Origin of the sequence: Lentzea miocenica, assembly GCF_033949945.1 — a bacterium.
GTDB classification, from domain to species: Bacteria; Actinomycetota; Actinomycetes; order Mycobacteriales; family Pseudonocardiaceae; genus Lentzea; species Lentzea miocenica.
The window spans coordinates 1-16,207 of the sequence record NZ_JAXAVW010000062.1 but is presented as its reverse complement, the minus strand read 5'-3'; the positions used below and the strand labels follow the sequence as shown (position 1 = coordinate 16,207).

The 16,207-nt window shown below is 65.8% G+C and carries 27 protein-coding genes; 7 read left to right on the top strand and 20 right to left on the bottom strand.

What is annotated here, in order from left to right; genetic code table 11:
* Positions 1–5: 5 nt before the first annotated feature.
* From rpsH to rpsL, 20 genes are all read right to left on the bottom strand, one after another.
* Positions 6–404 (bottom strand): 30S ribosomal protein S8, encoded by a 399-nt coding sequence (gene rpsH, locus SK803_RS44605; RefSeq protein WP_030473454.1) that lies wholly within the window; start codon positions 402–404, stop codon positions 6–8.
* 133 nt (positions 405–537) lie between these two features.
* A complete protein-coding gene (locus SK803_RS44600) occupies positions 538–723 on the bottom strand; it encodes a type Z 30S ribosomal protein S14 (protein ID WP_030473455.1) in 186 nt (61 codons plus the stop codon).
* A 4-nt stretch (positions 724–727) separates the two neighbouring features.
* On the bottom strand, positions 728–1,291 hold the full coding sequence (rplE, locus tag SK803_RS44595) for a 50S ribosomal protein L5 (protein WP_319972326.1): 564 nt from the start codon (positions 1,289–1,291) through the stop codon (positions 728–730).
* Positions 1,292–1,293: 2 nt separating this feature from the next.
* Positions 1,294–1,608 (bottom strand): 50S ribosomal protein L24, encoded by a 315-nt coding sequence (gene rplX, locus SK803_RS44590; protein ID WP_090065866.1) that lies wholly within the window; start codon positions 1,606–1,608, stop codon positions 1,294–1,296.
* A 2-nt stretch (positions 1,609–1,610) separates the two neighbouring features.
* Positions 1,611–1,979 carry a 50S ribosomal protein L14 gene (gene rplN, locus SK803_RS44585; protein ID WP_146358721.1) on the bottom strand — a complete coding sequence of 123 codons (369 nt, stop codon included), beginning with the start codon at positions 1,977–1,979 and terminating at the stop codon, positions 1,611–1,613.
* 85 nt (positions 1,980–2,064) lie between these two features.
* Positions 2,065–2,346 (bottom strand): 30S ribosomal protein S17, encoded by a 282-nt coding sequence (gene rpsQ, locus SK803_RS44580; protein WP_089949051.1) that lies wholly within the window; start codon positions 2,344–2,346, stop codon positions 2,065–2,067.
* On the bottom strand, positions 2,343–2,585 hold the full coding sequence (gene rpmC, locus SK803_RS44575) for a 50S ribosomal protein L29 (protein ID WP_319972325.1): 243 nt from the start codon (positions 2,583–2,585) through the stop codon (positions 2,343–2,345). Before rpmC ends, rpsQ begins: the two co-directional genes overlap by 4 nt.
* A complete protein-coding gene (gene rplP, locus SK803_RS44570) occupies positions 2,585–3,004 on the bottom strand; it encodes a 50S ribosomal protein L16 (protein ID WP_030473461.1) in 420 nt (139 codons plus the stop codon). The genes rpmC and rplP overlap by 1 nt, the downstream gene beginning before the upstream one ends.
* A 3-nt stretch (positions 3,005–3,007) precedes the next feature.
* The gene (gene rpsC / locus SK803_RS44565; protein ID WP_319972324.1) at positions 3,008–3,838 is read right to left on the bottom strand and encodes a 30S ribosomal protein S3; all 831 of its coding nucleotides are present in this window, start codon (positions 3,836–3,838) and stop codon (positions 3,008–3,010) included.
* The gene (rplV, locus tag SK803_RS44560) at positions 3,838–4,236 is read right to left on the bottom strand and encodes a 50S ribosomal protein L22 (protein WP_086669031.1); all 399 of its coding nucleotides are present in this window, start codon (positions 4,234–4,236) and stop codon (positions 3,838–3,840) included. Before rplV ends, rpsC begins: the two co-directional genes overlap by 1 nt.
* A gap of 34 nt (positions 4,237–4,270) precedes the next feature.
* Positions 4,271–4,552, bottom strand: coding sequence for a 30S ribosomal protein S19 (gene rpsS, locus SK803_RS44555; RefSeq protein WP_015105260.1), 282 nt, complete (start codon positions 4,550–4,552; stop codon positions 4,271–4,273).
* Positions 4,553–4,570: 18 nt separating this feature from the next.
* Entirely contained in the window at positions 4,571–5,404 is an 834-nt protein-coding gene (rplB, locus tag SK803_RS44550; RefSeq protein WP_319972323.1) for a 50S ribosomal protein L2, read from the bottom strand.
* Between the two features lie 19 nt (positions 5,405–5,423).
* Positions 5,424–5,723, bottom strand: a complete 300-nt coding sequence (gene rplW, locus SK803_RS44545; RefSeq protein WP_045309807.1) for a 50S ribosomal protein L23 — start codon at positions 5,721–5,723, stop codon at positions 5,424–5,426.
* On the bottom strand, positions 5,720–6,406 hold the full coding sequence (rplD, locus tag SK803_RS44540) for a 50S ribosomal protein L4 (protein ID WP_319972322.1): 687 nt from the start codon (positions 6,404–6,406) through the stop codon (positions 5,720–5,722). Before rplD ends, rplW begins: the two co-directional genes overlap by 4 nt.
* On the bottom strand, positions 6,406–7,056 hold the full coding sequence (gene rplC, locus SK803_RS44535) for a 50S ribosomal protein L3 (RefSeq protein WP_319972321.1): 651 nt from the start codon (positions 7,054–7,056) through the stop codon (positions 6,406–6,408). Before rplC ends, rplD begins: the two co-directional genes overlap by 1 nt.
* A gap of 27 nt (positions 7,057–7,083) precedes the next feature.
* On the bottom strand, positions 7,084–7,389 hold the full coding sequence (gene rpsJ, locus SK803_RS44530) for a 30S ribosomal protein S10 (protein WP_003938093.1): 306 nt from the start codon (positions 7,387–7,389) through the stop codon (positions 7,084–7,086).
* Between the two features lie 585 nt (positions 7,390–7,974).
* On the bottom strand, positions 7,975–9,168 hold the full coding sequence (tuf, locus tag SK803_RS44525; protein WP_319972305.1) for an elongation factor Tu: 1,194 nt from the start codon (positions 9,166–9,168) through the stop codon (positions 7,975–7,977).
* A gap of 146 nt (positions 9,169–9,314) precedes the next feature.
* Positions 9,315–11,417, bottom strand: a complete 2,103-nt coding sequence (fusA, locus tag SK803_RS44520) for an elongation factor G (RefSeq protein ID WP_319972304.1) — start codon at positions 11,415–11,417, stop codon at positions 9,315–9,317.
* Positions 11,418–11,499: 82 nt separating this feature from the next.
* Complete coding sequence (gene rpsG, locus SK803_RS44515; RefSeq protein ID WP_030478293.1) at positions 11,500–11,970, bottom strand: 30S ribosomal protein S7; 471 nt, start codon at positions 11,968–11,970, stop codon at positions 11,500–11,502.
* The gene (gene rpsL, locus SK803_RS44510; RefSeq protein ID WP_090015396.1) at positions 11,970–12,344 is read right to left on the bottom strand and encodes a 30S ribosomal protein S12; all 375 of its coding nucleotides are present in this window, start codon (positions 12,342–12,344) and stop codon (positions 11,970–11,972) included. The genes rpsG and rpsL overlap by 1 nt, the downstream gene beginning before the upstream one ends.
* 305 nt (positions 12,345–12,649) lie before the next feature.
* On the opposite strand from rpsL, the gene SK803_RS44505 reads away from it, so the two are divergent.
* From SK803_RS44505 to SK803_RS44475, 7 genes are all read left to right on the top strand, one after another.
* On the top strand, positions 12,650–13,162 hold the full coding sequence (locus tag SK803_RS44505; protein WP_319972303.1) for an LppU/SCO3897 family protein: 513 nt from the start codon (positions 12,650–12,652) through the stop codon (positions 13,160–13,162).
* On the top strand, positions 13,159–13,608 hold the full coding sequence (locus SK803_RS44500) for an LppU/SCO3897 family protein (protein ID WP_319972302.1): 450 nt from the start codon (positions 13,159–13,161) through the stop codon (positions 13,606–13,608). The genes SK803_RS44505 and SK803_RS44500 overlap by 4 nt, the downstream gene beginning before the upstream one ends.
* Before the next feature lie 23 nt (positions 13,609–13,631).
* Complete coding sequence (locus tag SK803_RS44495) at positions 13,632–14,456, top strand: phosphotransferase family protein (RefSeq protein WP_319972301.1); 825 nt, start codon at positions 13,632–13,634, stop codon at positions 14,454–14,456.
* Positions 14,457–14,496: 40 nt separating this feature from the next.
* Complete coding sequence (locus SK803_RS44490; protein WP_319972300.1) at positions 14,497–14,808, top strand: TFIIB-type zinc ribbon-containing protein; 312 nt, start codon at positions 14,497–14,499, stop codon at positions 14,806–14,808.
* A gap of 92 nt (positions 14,809–14,900) precedes the next feature.
* A complete protein-coding gene (locus tag SK803_RS44485; protein ID WP_319972299.1) occupies positions 14,901–15,347 on the top strand; it encodes a hypothetical protein in 447 nt (148 codons plus the stop codon).
* Positions 15,344–15,781 (top strand): hypothetical protein, encoded by a 438-nt coding sequence (locus SK803_RS44480; RefSeq protein WP_319972298.1) that lies wholly within the window; start codon positions 15,344–15,346, stop codon positions 15,779–15,781. Before SK803_RS44485 ends, SK803_RS44480 begins: the two co-directional genes overlap by 4 nt.
* Positions 15,782–15,862: 81 nt before the next feature.
* Complete coding sequence (locus SK803_RS44475) at positions 15,863–16,144, top strand: DUF4287 domain-containing protein (protein ID WP_319972297.1); 282 nt, start codon at positions 15,863–15,865, stop codon at positions 16,142–16,144.
* The last annotated feature ends 63 nt before the right edge of the window (positions 16,145–16,207 follow it).

Genomic DNA, 16,207 nt, shown 5'->3' with positions numbered 1-16,207 from the left:
CCCCCTTACCAAACGTAGGCGAGGACTTCTCCGCCCACGCCTGCCTTGTTGGCCTGACGGTCGGTCATGAGACCGCCAGAGGTCGAAATGATCGCCACACCGAGGCCACCGAGAACTCGGGGCAGACCGGTGGACTTCGCGTACACGCGCAGGCCGGGCTTCGACACGCGGCGGAGGCCGGCGATGCTGCGCTCCCGGTTCGGGCCGTACTTCAGCTCGACGACGAGGTTCTTCGCGACCTCGCCCTCCTCGTCGCGGTACGAGGCGATGTAGCCCTCGCGCTTGAGGATCTCGGCGATGTTGGCCTTCAGCTTCGAGTGCGGCATCACGACCTTGTCGTGGTAAGCCGAGTTCGCGTTGCGCAGACGAGTGAGCATGTCTGCGATCGGGTCGGTCATCGTCATGGTGACCTGGTCAACCTTTCTCGCTGCGGTTCACCGGCTCAGGGTCCAGACCCGCCCTCCCCCGATGATCGAACACAGGGGGAGGGACAGGACGGTCGTGTGCGGGCCTACAGCGAAGTAGTGGAGCTTTGAATTACCAGCTGGACTTGCTCACGCCAGGCAGCTCACCGCGGTGAGCCATCTCGCGCAGGCAGATCCGGCAGAGGCCGAACTTGCGGAACACCGCGTGGGGGCGGCCGCAACGCTGGCACCGGGTGTAACCCCGGACCTTGAACTTCGGCTTCTTCGCGGCCTTGTTGATCAACGCCTTCTTGGCCATCGACTCAGTTCTCCTTGAACGGGAAGCCCAGGTGCTTCAGCAGCGCCCGGCCCTCCTCGTCGTTCGTGGCGGTGGTGACGACGGTGATGTCCATGCCGCGAGGCCGGTCGATAGCGTCCGGGTCGATCTCGTGGAACATCGACTGCTCGTTCAGACCGAACGTGTAGTTGCCGTTGCCGTCGAACTGCTTGCCCGAGAGACCGCGGAAGTCGCGGATACGGGGCAGCGCGATCGTCAGCAGGCGGTCCAGGAACTCCCACATGCGGTCGCCGCGCAGCGTGACGCGCGCACCGATCGGCATGCCCTCGCGGAGCTTGAACTGCGCGATCGACTTGCGGGCCTTGCGGACCTCGGGGCGCTGGCCGGTGATGATCGAGAGGTCCTTGACGGCACCCTCGATCAGCTTGCCGTCACGGGCGGCGTCGCCGACACCCATGTTGACGACGACCTTCACGACGCCCGGGATCTGCATCACGTTGGCGAAGTCGAACTGCTTCTGCAGCTCGGCCTTCACCTCGTCGCGGTAACGCGTCTTGAGCCGCGGGATGATCTTCTCTGCGGTAGTCATGATCAGATGTCCTTCCCGTTACGACGGGAAATGCGGACCCGCTTGCCCTCGTCGTTCGTCCGGTAACCAACACGGGTCGGCTTGCCGTCCGAGTCGACCACCATCACGTTGGAGACGTTGATCGGGGCTTCCTGGGTCACGATGCCACCAGACTGCGCGCCCCGCTGGGTCTGCGTGATCTTGGTGTGCTTCTTGATCCGGTTGACGCCCTCGACCAGGACCTTGCCGTTCTCCGGGTAGGCCTGGATGACCTTGCCCTTGGCGCCCTTGTCCTTGCCGGCGATTACGACGACCGTGTCGCCCTTCTTCACCTTCATGGTCAGAGCACCTCCGGAGCCAGCGAGATGATCTTCATGAACTTCTTGTCGCGCAGCTCGCGGCCGACCGGGCCGAAGATGCGGGTGCCCCGCGGCTCGTTGTCGGGCTTGATGAGCACGGCGGCGTTCTCGTCGAAGCGGATGTACGAGCCATCCGGACGACGACGCTCCTTGACGGTGCGGACGATGACCGCCTTGACGACATCGCCCTTCTTGACGCCGGCACCGGGGATCGCGTCCTTGACGGTCGCGACGATGATGTCACCGATGCCCGCGTAGCGACGGCCTGAGCCACCGAGAACACGGATGCAAAGGATCTCCTTCGCACCAGTGTTGTCGGCGACACGAAGCCGCGACTCCTGCTGGATCACTTACTTGCTCCTGACCATTCCTGGCCCGCCGGATTTCCGACCCGACGGGCTCGGTCTGTCTACGGTGTTCAATCCCCTTGGGGACTTACTTGGCCTTCTCGAGGATCTCGACGAGCCGCCAGCGCTTGGTCGCCGACAGAGGCCGGGTCTCCATGAGCAGGACGCGGTCGCCGACGCCAGCCGCGTTCTCCTCGTCGTGCACCTTCACCTTGGTGGTGGAGCGCATGATCTTGGAGTAACGCGGGTGCTTCTTGCGGTCCTCGAGCGCAACCACGATCGTCTTGTCCATCTTGTCGGACACGACGAGGCCCTCGCGGACCTTGCGGTCGTTGCGCTTCTCGGTCTGGACTTCGTTGCTTTCGGTCATGCCGCACCCTCACCAGTGGATTCCGGCGAAACGGAGAGCCCGAGCTCCCGCTCCCGCATCACGGTGTAGATCCGGGCAATCTCGTGCCGGACCGTGCGCAGCCGCCGGTTGTTGTCGAGCTGGCCCGTGGCCATCTGGAAACGAAGGTTGAAGAGCTCTTCCTTCGATTCCTTCAGACGCAGCACGAGCTCTTCCTCGGTGAGCTCACGCAGCTCGGAAGCGGTGGTACCCGCTGCCATCAGAACTCACCACCCTCACGCGTAACGATGCGGCACTTCATCGGGAGCTTGTGGATCGCGCGGCGAAGAGCCTCGCGGGCCACCTGCTCGTTCGGGAAGGCCATCTCGAAGAGGACGCGACCCGGCTTGACGTTCGCGACCCACCACTCCGGCGAACCCTTACCGGAACCCATGCGGGTCTCGGCCGGCTTCTTCGTCAGCGGACGGTCCGGGAAGATGTTGATCCAGACCTTGCCGCCACGACGGATGTGGCGCGTGATGGCGATACGAGCGGACTCGATCTGCCTGTTGGTGACGTAGGCGGGCTCGAGAGCCTGGATGCCGTACTCACCGAAGGTGACCTTCGTGCCGCCCTTGGCAGCACCCGACCGCTTGGGGTGGTGCTGCTTGCGGTGCTTGACCCTGCGCGGGATGAGCATGACTCAGCTCTCCGTCTTCTCTGCAGCAGCCGGAGCCTCGGCCGACGCGGAAGCGTCAGCTGCGGCACGACCGGCCTCGGTGCTCGTCGCGGTGGTGCCGCTGGCACCGGAGCGACGGGCCCGGTTCGGACGCTCGCCACGGTCGCGGCGCGGGGCGCGGTCGGCCTGAGCCGGGGCCGCGTCGAGCGCGCGCTTGGCCGAGATGCCACCGACGATGTCGCCCTTGTAGATCCACACCTTCACGCCGATACGGCCGAACGTGGTGCGGGCCTCGAAGAAGCCGTAGTCGATGTTGGCGCGGAGCGTGTGCAGCGGCACGCGGCCGTCGCGGTAGTGCTCCGAGCGGGACATCTCGGCGCCGCCGAGGCGACCGCCGCACTGCACGCGGATGCCCTTGACCTGCGGCGAACGCATGGCCGACTGAATGGCCTTGCGCATCGCGCGCCGGAAGGCGACGCGGTTGGACAGCTGCTCGGCGACACCCTGTGCCACGAGCTGCGCGTCCGACTCGGGGTTCTTGACCTCGAGGATGTTCAGCTGGACCTGCTTCTTGGTGAGCTTCTCCAGCTCACCGCGGATGCGGTCCGCCTCGGCACCACGACGACCGATGACGATGCCCGGTCGTGCGGTGTGGATGTCGACGCGCACCCGGTCACGGGTCCGCTCGATCTCCACCTTGGAGATGCCGGCACGCTCCATGCCCTTGCTGAGCAGCTTGCGGATCTTGACATCTTCCGCGACGTACTCGGCGTACTGCTTGTCGGCGTACCAGCGGGACTTCCAGTCGGTGGTGATCCCCAGCCGGAAGCCGTGCGGGTTGATCTTCTGGCCCACTACCGGGTTCCCTTCGCGCTGGTCTTCTTCGGACGCGACTCCACCTCAATGGTGATGTGCGACGTCCGCTTGCGGATCCGGTACGCGCGGCCCTGGGCACGCGGGCGGAAACGCTTGAGGGTCGGACCCTCGTCCACGTAGGCCACCGAAACCCAGAGGGTGTCGGGGTCCAGGGACAGGTTGTTCTCGGCGTTGGCCATGGCGCTGGCGAGCACCTTCGCGACCGGCTCACTTGCGGCCTGCGGCGCGAACTGGAGCACGGCCAGGGCCTCGCGGGCGTTACGTCCCTTGATGAGCTCGACGACGCGGCGCACCTTCATCGGCGTGTCGCGGACGTAGCGAGCCCGAGCCACGGCGCGCGGAAACTCCTGCGCCTCAGCATCTTTACGGGCGTTCATCGCTGCTTCCCCTTGCTCTTCCTAGTTCGGCGCCTTAGCGGCGGCGAGACTTCCGGTCGTCCTTGATGTGGCCCTTGAAGGTCCGGGTAGGGGCGAATTCGCCCAGCTTGTGCCCGACCATCGCTTCGGTCACGAACACCGGGACGTGCTTGCGGCCGTCGTGCACCGCGATGGTGTGACCCAGCATGTCCGGGATGATCGTGGACCGGCGGGACCACGTCTTGATGACCGTCTTCTTGCCCGACTCGTTGAGAACGTCCACCTTCTTGAGCAGGTGGTCGTCAACGAAGGGGCCCTTCTTAAGGCTGCGAGGCATCCTTCACTCCCTTCCTGCTCAGCGCTTCTTACCGGTGCGACGACGCCGGACGATGAGCTTGTCGCTTGGCTTACGGCGGCGGGTACGGCCTTCGGGCTTACCAGCCGGGTTCACCGGGTGGCGACCACCGGAGGTCTTACCCTCACCACCACCATGCGGGTGGTCAACGGGGTTCATGGCGACACCGCGGACGGTGGGCTTCTTGCCCTTCCACCGCATGCGGCCTGCCTTGCCCCAGTTGATGTTCTGGTGCTCGGCGTTGCCCACGGCGCCCAGCGTGGCGCGGCAGCGCACGTCCACGTTGCGGATTTCGCCCGAGGGCATCCGCAGCTGGGCGTACGGGCCGTCCTTCGCCACGAGCTGGACCGAGGCGCCGGCCGAGCGGGCGATCTTCGCGCCGCCACCGGGGCGGAGCTCGATCGCGTGGATCACGGAACCGACCGGGATGTTGCGCAGCGGCAGGTTGTTACCCGGCTTGATGTCGGCCTTGGGGCCGTTCTCAACCGTGTCACCCTGCTTGAGCTTCTCCGGGGCGATGATGTAGCGCTTCTCGCCGTCCGCGTAGTGCAGGAGTGCGATGCGCGCGGTGCGGTTGGGGTCGTACTCGATGTGAGCGACCTTGGCCGGCACGCCGTCCTTGTCGTGGCGACGGAAGTCGATCAAGCGGTAAGCCCGCTTGTGACCGCCACCCTTGTGCCGCGTGGTGATCTTGCCCGACGCGTTGCGGCCGCCCAGCTTGTGCAGCGGGCGGATCAGCGACTTCTCCGGAGTCGACCGAGTGATCTCGGCGAAGTCGGAGACGCTCGCACCGCGACGACCGGGAGTCGTCGGCTTGTACTTGCGAATGCCCATCTCTACGCAGTCCTCGTCATCAGGCGGCAGGGCCGCCGAAGATCTCGATCGCCTTGCTGTCAGCCGACAACGTGACGATCGCGCGCTTCGTGTCCTTGCGCTTGCCGAAACCGCTCTTGGTCCGCTTGCGCTTGCCCTGGCGGTTGATGGTGTTGACGCTGACGACCTTGACGCCGAAGACCTTCTCCACGGCAATCTTGATCTGGGTCTTGTTCGAACCCGGCGCCACCAAGAAGGTGTACTTGTTCTCTTCGAGCAGCCCGTAGGACTTCTCCGAGATCACCGGCGCGAGCAAGATGTCCCTGTGGTCGGGGATCACTTGGAAGCCTCCTCGTCCACCGCGACCGCCGTGGCCTCAGCCGAGCCGCGACCCTGCTGGGCCTTGCTGGCGAGGAACACGTCGAGCGAGTCCTTGGTGAACACCACGTCGTCGTTGACGAGCACGTCGTAGGTGTTGAGCTGGTCGGGAGCGATCACGTGCACGTGCGGAAGGTTCCGCACGCTGACCCACGCGACCTCGTCGGTGCGGTTGAGCACCACGAGAACGCGACGAGCCTCGGTGACCGACTCGAGCACCTTGCGCGCGGTCTTGGTCGACGGGGTGTCCCCGTCCACCAGGCCGGACACGACGTGCACCTGGTTGGCGCGCGCCCGGTCGGAGAGGGCACCGCGCAGAGCGGCGGCCTTCATCTTCTTGGGGGTGCGCTGCGAGTAGTCACGCGGCTGCGGGCCGTGGACGACGCCACCGCCGGCGAACTGCGGCGCACGCGTCGAACCCTGGCGGGCACGACCGGTGCCCTTCTGGCGGTACGGCTTCTTGCCACCACCGGAGACCTCGCCGCGGGTCTTCGTCGAGTGCGTGCCCTGGCGCGCGGCGGCCTGCTGGGCCACGACGACCTGGTGCAGCAGCGCGACGTTCGCCTGCGCGTCGAAGACAGCCGAGGGAAGCTCGACCGTGCCGGCGGACTTGCCGTCCGGGGTGCGGATCTCAACCGTCGACATCAGGCACCACCCTTCGCGGCAGTCCGGACGAACACCAGACCACCCTTGGGGCCGGGAACAGCGCCCTTGATGAGCAGCAGGCCGTTCTCGGCGTCGATCTTGTGCACCTTCAGGTTCTGGGTCGTCACACGCTCGTGGCCCATGCGGCCAGCCATGCGCAGACCCTTGAAGACGCGACCCGGAGTGGCACAGCCACCGATGGAACCCGGCGAGCGGTGCTTGCGCTGGGTGCCGTGGCTGGAGCCGAGGCCCCGGAAGTTGTGGCGCTTCATGACACCTGCGGTGCCCTTGCCCTTGCTGGTGCCGGTGATGTCGACAACAGCGCCGGCCTCGAACACCTCAGCGGTGATCTCCTGGCCGACCGTGTACTCGCTGGCGTCCGTCGTGCGCAGCTCCACCAGGTGGCGGCGGGGCGTGACCCCGGCCTTGGCGAAGTGGCCCGCGACGGGCTTGTTGACCTTGCGCGGGTCAATCGCGCCGGCCGCCAGCTGGACGGCGGTGTAGCCGTCCTTCTCTTGGGTCCGAACCTGGGTCACGACATTGGGCTCAGCCTTGACGACCGTCACCGGGACAACCCGGTTGTTCTCGTCGAAGACCTGAGTCATGCCGAGCTTGGTGCCCAGGATGCCCTTCATCTGCCTGTCAGACATTGGTCCGTTACTCTCCGCGCCCAACGCTTACTGGATGTTGACGTCGACGCTGGCCGGCAGGTCGATGCGCATGAGCGCGTCAACCGTCTTCGGCGTCGGGTCGAGGATGTCGATCAGCCGCTTGTGCGTGCGCATCTCGAAGTGCTCGCGCGAGTCCTTGTACTTGTGCGGCGAGCGGATGACGCAGTACACGTTCTTCTCAGTGGGCAGCGGCACGGGCCCGACAACCCGAGCGCCGGTGCGCGTCACGGTCTCAACGATCTTGCGCGCAGACGCGTCGATCGCCTCGTGGTCGTAGGCCTTGAGCCGGATGCGGATCTTTTGTCCCGCCATAATGGCTTGCCGTTCCTCTGCTTCTCGTAACCGCTGCGGTGCGGTGCCTCGGATGAGGCCTTTTACAGCCTCTTGGCGCGCTCCGCCCCTGTTGAAGTGTCATGGTGCCCGGTCCACGCGGTCGGGCGTGTCGCGCCCGGTGCGCATACCGGTCCCACTCAAGGTCTCCCCGGTGGGATTGGGCCTACCACAGCCCATGCACCCTGATGCCCATCTCCGCAAGGAGGCGTTCACTAACAGGGCGCGGACGCTCGGTCGAATAACTCAGGCACACACGAAGTGAACCCGGCCTTCGTCGAGCAACCCGTAAAGGATGCCACACGGGCGCGAGGCGATCCAAATCGGGGTGGGTCAGTTAGAGCCAGATCACGTGCGAATCTTGACCGGTGAACCCCTCTGTCCGTCGCATGTGGAGCGACGAGCACAACGGTTCCATTGCCCGGCAACAGAATCGCCGCGACGGCTCCGTTCCCGCACGCCTGCGACGAGCTCACGTGAGCTGCCGCACATTTCACTCTGCCGAACGACGAAGGCCGGGCCAACGAAGACGTTGGCCCGGCCTCACGCCGAACTGGCAGAGCTAGATCACTTGAGGATCTTGGTGACCGAGCCGGCGCCGACGGTGCGGCCACCCTCGCGGATCGCGAAGCGGAGGCCCTCGTCCATGGCGATCGGCTGGATCAGCTTGACGTCCATACCGGTGGTGTCACCCGGCATGACCATCTCGGTGCCCTCGGGCAGCGTCACAACGCCGGTCACGTCCGTCGTCCGGAAGTAGAACTGGGGACGGTAGTTGTTGAAGAACGGCGTGTGGCGGCCACCCTCGTCCTTCGACAGGATGTAGACCTGCGCGGTGAACTCGGTGTGCGGGGTCGTGGTGCCCGGCTTGACGATGACCATGCCGCGCTCCACCTCCTCGCGCTTGATGCCGCGGAGCAGCAGCGCGGCGTTGTCGCCGGCGCGGCCCTCGTCGAGGAACTTCTTGAACATCTCGATCGAGGTGACGGTCGTCTTCTTCGACGTCTCCTTGATTCCGACGATCTCGATCTCGGAGTTCACGTTGATGATGCCGCGCTCGATACGACCGGTCACGACGGTGCCGCGGCCGGTGATCGTGAAGACGTCCTCGACGGGCATGAGGAACGGCTTCTCGGTGTCGCGCTCCGGCTCCGGGATCGCCGAGTCAACGGCGGCCATGAGGTCGAGAACGGACTTGCCCCACTCGGCGTCGCCCTCGAGCGCCTTCAGCGCCGAGACGCGCACGACCGGCAGGTCGTCGCCCGGGAACTCGTACTCGGAGAGCAGCTCGCGCACCTCGAGCTCGACGAGCTCCAGGATCTCCTCGTCGTCCACCATGTCGGCCTTGTTCAGCGCGACGACGATGTAGGGGACGCCGACCTGGCGGGCCAGGAGGACGTGCTCCTTCGTCTGCGGCATGGGACCGTCGGTCGCCGCGACCACCAGGATGGCGCCGTCCATCTGCGCCGCACCGGTGATCATGTTCTTGATGTAGTCGGCGTGCCCGGGGCAGTCGACGTGCGCGTAGTGACGGTTCTCCGTCTGGTACTCGATGTGCGCGATCGAGATCGTGATGCCGCGCTGCTTCTCTTCCGGCGCCTTGTCGATCTGGTCGAACGCGAACGAAGCGTTCACATCGGGGTACGCGTCGTGCAGAACCTTGGAGATCGCCGCGGTCAGCGTGGTCTTGCCATGGTCGATGTGACCGATGGTGCCGATGTTGACGTGCGGCTTCGTCCGCTCGAACTTCGCCTTGGCCACTGGATTGTCCTCCTGGACTTCTTTTTTGCTGGTCCGGCGGGTATCTGTGGCCACCCGCCGGACTACACGTCAGGGTCGGAAAATGCGGACCCCAGGGATTCGCCCCCGGAGAGCCCGCGGTGGAACTGCGGTGCTCCGGTGTGGGGTTATTCCCCAGTCGCCTTCGCGATGATCTCCTTCGAGACGTTCGCGGGAACCTCTGCGTAGGAGTCGAACACCATCGAGTAGTTGGCACGACCCTGGGTCTTGGACCGCAGGTCACCCACGTACCCGAACATTTCCGACAGCGGAACCAGTGCCTTCACGACACGGACTCCACTGCGCTCCTCCATGGCCTGGATCTGGCCACGGCGGGAGTTCAGGTCGCCGATCACGTCGCCCATGTACTCCTCGGGCGTCGTGACCTCGACGGCCATCAGCGGTTCGAGGATCGCGGGAGACGCCTGACGGGCGGCTTCCTTGAGGGCCATCGAACCAGCGATCTTGAACGCCATTTCCGAGGAGTCGACCTCGTGGTAGGCGCCATCGAGCAGCGTCACCTTCACGCCGACCAGCGGGTAGCCCGCCAGCACGCCGTACTGCAGCGCGTCCTGCGCACCCGCGTCGACCGACGGGATGTACTCGCGAGGGATGCGACCACCGGTGACGGCGTTGACGAACTCGTAGAGCGCGCCGTCTTCCTTCTTCTCCAGCGGCTCGACGGTGACGAGCACCTTCGCGAACTGGCCGGAGCCACCGGTCTGCTTCTTGTGGGTGTAGGAGTACTTCTCCACCGCCTTGCGGATGGTCTCCCGGTACGCCACCTGAGGCTTGCCGATGTTGGCCTCGACCTTGAACTCGCGGCGCATGCGGTCCACCAGGATGTCCAGGTGGAGCTCGCCCATGCCGGCGATGATGGTCTGGCCCGTCTCCTGGTCGAGGTTGACCCGGAACGTCGGGTCCTCCTCGGCCAGCTTCTGGATCGCGGTGCCGAGCTTCTCCTGGTCCGCCTTCGTCTTGGGCTCGATGGCCACCTGGATGACGGGCTCGGGGAAGGTCATCGACTCGAGCACGATCGGGTGTGCCGGGTCGCACAAGGTCTCACCGGTCGTGGTGTCCTTCAGACCGATCACGGCGTAGATGTGCCCCGCGATGGCCTCGGTGACCGGGTTCTCCTTGTTGGCGTGCATCTGGAAGATCTTCCCGATGCGCTCCTTGCGGTCCTTGGTCGCGTTGACGACCTGGGTGCCCGCGGCGACCTTGCCCGAGTAGACCCGGATGTAGGTCAGCTTGCCGAAGAACGGGTGCACGGCGATCTTGAACGCCAGCGCGGAGAACGGCTCGTCGCTAGACGGGCTGCGCTTCACGATGGTCTCGCCGTCCTGCAGCGTGCCCTCGACCGGGGGGAGGTCGAGCGGCGACGGCAGGAAGTCGATGACCGCGTCGAGCATGGGCTGAACGCCCTTGTTCTTGAACGCCGAACCACAAAGGATCGGGTACGCGGTGCCCTCGGCCACGATCTTGCGGAGGCCGGCCTTGATCTCCTCGACGGAGAGGTCGCCCTGCTCGAAGTACTTCTCGGTCAGGTCGTCGTCGGTCTCGGCGACGGCCTCGAGAAGCTGCTCGCGGAACTCCTGCGCACGCTCGAGCAGATCCGCGGGGATCTCCTCGATCGCGTAGTCCTCGCCCTTCTGGACTTCGCCACGCCACGTGAGAGCGCGCATCTCGATCAGGTCGACGACTCCGATGAAGTCGCTCTCGGCACCGATCGGGATCTGGATCGGCAGCGGCTTGGCGGCCAGCCGGTCCTGGATCGTCTTGATGGTGAAGTAGAAGTCCGCGCCCAGCTTGTCCATCTTGTTGACGAAGCAGATGCGCGGGACGTCGTACTTGGTCGCCTGCCGCCAGACCTGCTCGGACTGCGGCTCGACGCCCTCCTTGCCGTCGAAGACGGCAACAGCGCCGTCGAGGACGCGCAGGTTGCGCTCGACCTCGACGGTGAAGTCGACGTGGCCCGGCGTGTCGATCAGGTTGATCTGGTGGTTCTTCCAGTAGCAGGTCGTCGCGGCCGACGTGATCGTGATGCCGCGCTCCTGCTCCTGCTCCATCCAGTCCATCACGGCAGCGCCGTCGTGCACCTCGCCGATCTTGTAGCTGATCCCCGTGTAGAAGAGGATCCGCTCAGTCGTCGTGGTCTTGCCCGCGTCGATGTGGGCCATGATCCCGATGTTGCGGACCTTGGCAAGATCAGTGAGCACGTCCTGTGCCACGGGTCTTTCCCCTGTCTTGAGCTAGCGGTAGCTGCTCACTAGGGCTGGGAGAGCCCGGCCTGTGTCCAGGCCGGGCGTCAGATCACCAGCGGTAGTGGGCGAAGGCCTTGTTGGACTCGGCCATCTTGTGCGTGTCCTCGCGACGCTTGACGCTGGCACCGAGGCCGTTGCTCGCATCGAGCAGCTCGTTCATCAGACGCTCGACCATGGTCTTCTCACGACGCTGCCGCGAGAAGGTGATCAGCCAGCGCAGGGCGAGCGTGGTCGAGCGGCCGGGCTTGACCTCGATCGGCACCTGGTAGGTCGCACCACCGACGCGGCGGCTCTTGACCTCCAGCGACGGCTTCACGTTGTCCAGGGCGCGCTTCAGCGTGACGACCGGGTCGGTGCCGGTCTTCTCGCGAGCACCTTCGAGGGCTTCGTAAACGATCTTCTCCGCCACGGAGCGCTTACCGTCGACCAGCACCTTGTTGATGAGCTGGGTCACGAGCGGCGAGCTGTAGACCGGGTCGGAGATAAGCGGCCGCTTCGGGGCCGGTCCCTTGCGGGGCATCAGCTCTTCTCCTTCTTCGCGCCGTAGCGGCTGCGAGCCTGCTTGCGGTTCTTGACACCCTGCGTGTCGAGAGAGCCACGGATGATCTTGTAACGAACACCCGGCAGGTCCTTCACACGACCGCCACGCACGAGCACCATCGAGTGCTCCTGGAGGTTGTGACCCTCACCGGGGATGTAGGCCGTGACCTCGATACCGCTGGTCAGCTTCACGCGAGCGACCTTGCGCAGTGCGGAGTTCGGCTTCTTGGGGGTGGTGGTGTAAACGCGGGTGCACACACCGCGCCGCTGCGGCGAGCCCTTGAGGGCCGCCGTCTTCTGCTTGGCCACCTTGTCCGTGCGGCCCTTGCGGACCAGCTGCTGGATCGTTGGCATTCGCCGGCTGCTTCTTCCGTCTTTTGCGGGTTCGCCTCGCGGTTCACCCTCGTGTTTCTTGATCCCTCTCTGCACCCGAGGTCGGGCGTGTCGCCCGCTCCCAAGGTCCGCAAGCAACAGCAGAACTGTCCCTGCGAGTGGAGGACACCGCGGCCTCACGGGCACGCGGAGCGGCCCGACATGGGTCGGGCACGAGTAGCAAAGATACCCGCCCACGTCTACCTGGGTCAAAACGGGGGTACCGCACGCGCACCTGCAGTAGACATGCTTCCTGCGGTTTTCGGCTCGGCGGGAGGCACAAACCGGTGTGGCGTCAGTGGATCGTGCCCGGCGTGCTCACGGCCGCGTGCGTGGCGGGACTCACAGTGCTCGTTGAGGAGCTGAAGGCCGAGCGCCCCGCGGCCACCCCCAGCGACTGCTACGCGGTGGTCGCCTCGAAACGGAGCGTCGGGCTCGAAGAGGCCGACTGCGCGGCCCACAACGCCACCTACCGGGTGGCGCTGAGAGTCGACTCCCCCGACTGGTCGCTCGACCCCGGAGCCTGCCCCGGCGGGCCCTACCGAGCCCTGCGGCCGGGCCCCACCGCCGACACGCTGTGCATGACGCTCAACGTGCGGGAGGGCGACTGCCTCCAGCACACGAAGCCGTTGAGGAAGACGGGAACCCGGTTCAGTGAACTCGCGCGGAACACGTGCGGGCCCGCGTCGGAGGTGAAGGTGACGAAGGTCGTCACGGGAGCCCGCGAGAGCTGCGGGCCGGGAGAGAAGACGAACCACTACTCGCAGTCGGCTCTGACCGTGTGCCTGGGGAAGCCATGAGACTCACCGTGTTGATCGCGACGCTCGCGCTGCTGCTGTCCGGGTGCTCCGGATGGCACGAGCAGGCGGGCGTCGGCGAGTGCGCGAAACAGGTCGACGTGAACGACAAGAGCGTCAACATGGCCGAAGTGGACTGTTCGTCCCAGGAGGCCGTGTACCGGGTGTCCTCGCGGGAGAAGCGGACCATGTGCCCGACCGGTGACTACCTCGACGAGTCGTCCGGGCGGTCGAGGGGAACCGGCAAGACGCGCTACTGCTACGTCCTCAACGTGCAGGAAGGCGACTGCCTCAAAGCGGTCAACCAGTACTTCGAACGGGTGACGTGCGGCACCGGGACGCGCAAGGTCACGAAGGTCGTCGACGGCAAGTCCGACCGCCTGTTGTGCGCGGGTGAGGACTCGAAGACGTACTCCCAGCCCATGAGGACGATCTGCATCACCAAGTGAGCCGGCCTGATTCACTTGTGCGCGTGGATGATCTGATCGCGGCAATGGCCTCACTGACCGGCTCTTCCGCCGATCCCGAGGTGCTCGGCGGCGACCGCGGTGACGTCGTGGTGGTCCGGGTGGGCGACGTGGTGGCCAAGGCGCATCCCGCGGACGTCGACGTGGAGGCGTTGCGGCAACGGGTGGAGATCGCGGCGGCTCACCCCGAGTTGTTGTTGCCGCCGTTGAAGCCGTTGCAGTTCGTGGACGACCGGCCGGTGACGGTGTGGCCGTACGGGAGGCCGGTGAGTCAGGCCGATCCCGACGGCGCGCCGTGGGAAGAGAGCGCCGCACTGCTGGCGCGACTGCACGCGTTGCCCGTGCAGGGACCACCGGCCGGTACGCCTGACCGGATCGTGCGAGCCATTGAAGCGTTGCCACCAGATCTGCCGCACGCCGACGTGGTGCTTCGTGCGTACGAACTCTTGCCGCCGTTGGACATGTCCGGGCGGGCGTTGATCCACGGCGACTGGCACCTCGGGCAACTGGTGCACAGGGGCGCCTGGCGGCTCATCGACGTGGACGACCTGGGGGTCGGCGATCCGGTCTGGGACCTGGCGCGACCTGCGGCTTTGTTCGCAGCGGGGGTTCTCCCGGACGACCTGTGGGCGCGATTCCTCAACACCTATCGTGAAACAGGTGGTGTGGCCGTGACGACATCGGAATGGGATGTCCTCAACATTCCGGCTCAGGCGTACGTTGTTCAGATGGCAGCGCGGGCACTCATGTCCGGGCTGCAGGCAGTGGAACCGCTGGTTGAGGCTTGTCGTCGGATCGTCACGGCGCAGGACAACGGCGACCGCGGCTAATATCGTTTTTGTCCGGTCCCACCGCAGGAGGCTCACCACGATGCAGTGTCCCAAGTGTCATGCGAACATGCGCACGTTCGACCGCATGGGCGTCCACATCGAGCAGTGCGACGGCTGCCGCGGGGTCTTCCTCGACTACGGCGAGCTCGAGTCCATCACGCGCCTCGAAGCCCAGATGCAGGCCCCGCCGCCTCCCGTCGCGCCGCCGCCCGCCGCCTACCCGCAGCCGGCCCAGCCCGCCTGGGGCGCAGCGCCGCAGCAGGTCCACCACCACCACGGCGGCGGTCACGCGGGCTACGGCTACGGCCACCGCAAGCACCGCGGCCTCGGCGGCCTCTTCTTCTCTTCCTGATCGTCACGCGACGGCCCCGGATCCCTGCTCCGGGGCCGTTGACGACTACCGAAAAAGTAGTGGATACTCGGTAGTCAACGGGAGGAGTAGCCATGTCTGTCGCGACCGAGGCCGCCCACATCCGGGACCTCTTCGAAACGATCGAAGAGCTCGAGTCCGTAGCGTCATCCCTGGCAGAAGACGACGACCGCCGCCGCAAACTCGACGGCGTAGTAGCGAAAACCCTCCGCCAGGCCCCACCGGTCCGCCCCGTGGTGGCCGGCGAACTCCTGGACCTCACCGAAAAAACCGTGAAGGCCTGGGCCCGCGAAGGCGTACTGGCCATCCACAGCCAGGAACCGCGCATGCTCCTCGACACCGTGCGCCTCCACGAGGTCCTCCACCTCGTCTCAGACCTCCGCCGCGCAGGCAAGACCCGCGGCCTCATCGACGAAGTCCACCGCCGCCTCAGCGACCAGTCACTGCTGGACCGCCAAGACCTCGCGAACTCCCTCGACGAGATGCGCAGCGGCAAGGGACGCGTGGTCCGCACAGCTTGATCCAGGTAGTAGAAACCCACACCGCTCACGCCCAGGCCAACGGCCTGCGCGGCCGAGCCCGCCTGGCCTACGAACGCTTCCTGGACGAACTGGCCCACTCAGGCTGCGCCGCCCTCGGCTACCGAGTAACAGGCCCAGAACCCCTCCCACGCCTGTGCGTGAAACACCTACGAGGCCCCGACCGCGTAGTGGTGGCCTTCCCCTCCCCCGAAGTCGTGTGGATCCTCCTAGTAGGCCCACACGACGACGACCCAGGCCAGGACCTCTACGAAGCCCTCTACGAGATGGCAGGCGTCCGCCCCAAACTCTCCGAAAAGCGCACCAAACCCCGCTGCTGCACCGACGAGTCCGGCATCCCACTCCTCGTGGACGAACACCTCGTGGACGACCTGGTGATCCGCGCCCGAGCCCTGACCAGAGCCCGCCGCCGCTAGCCCACCGGTCCACCGACAATTTTTCTTGTCAAGACAGCGATAGTTGTCCTACGCTCTGTTCACAGACGAACGGAGACCACGATGTCCTTCCAGGCCTACCTTGACGGCGCGGAGAAGAAGACCGGCAAGACCCCGGCCGAACTGCTGGCAGAAGCGGCATCGCGCGGCTACGACGGCACCACAAAGGCAGGCGTGTTCCTGGAGTGGCTGAAGACGGACCACGACCTGGGCCGAGGCCACGGCATGGCGCTGTACCACGTGCTGAAGAACGGCGCGCAAATCAGCGAAAAGCACGTAGCCACCACCGGCAGCCACCGCGACGAGTCGACAACACTCCGCCTGGACGGCGTCGCCAACCGATAACGCGAAGGCGAAGGCGCAGCCGAGCCGACCCGATGGCGAAGCCGAGGCGTCCTTAACGCTTGA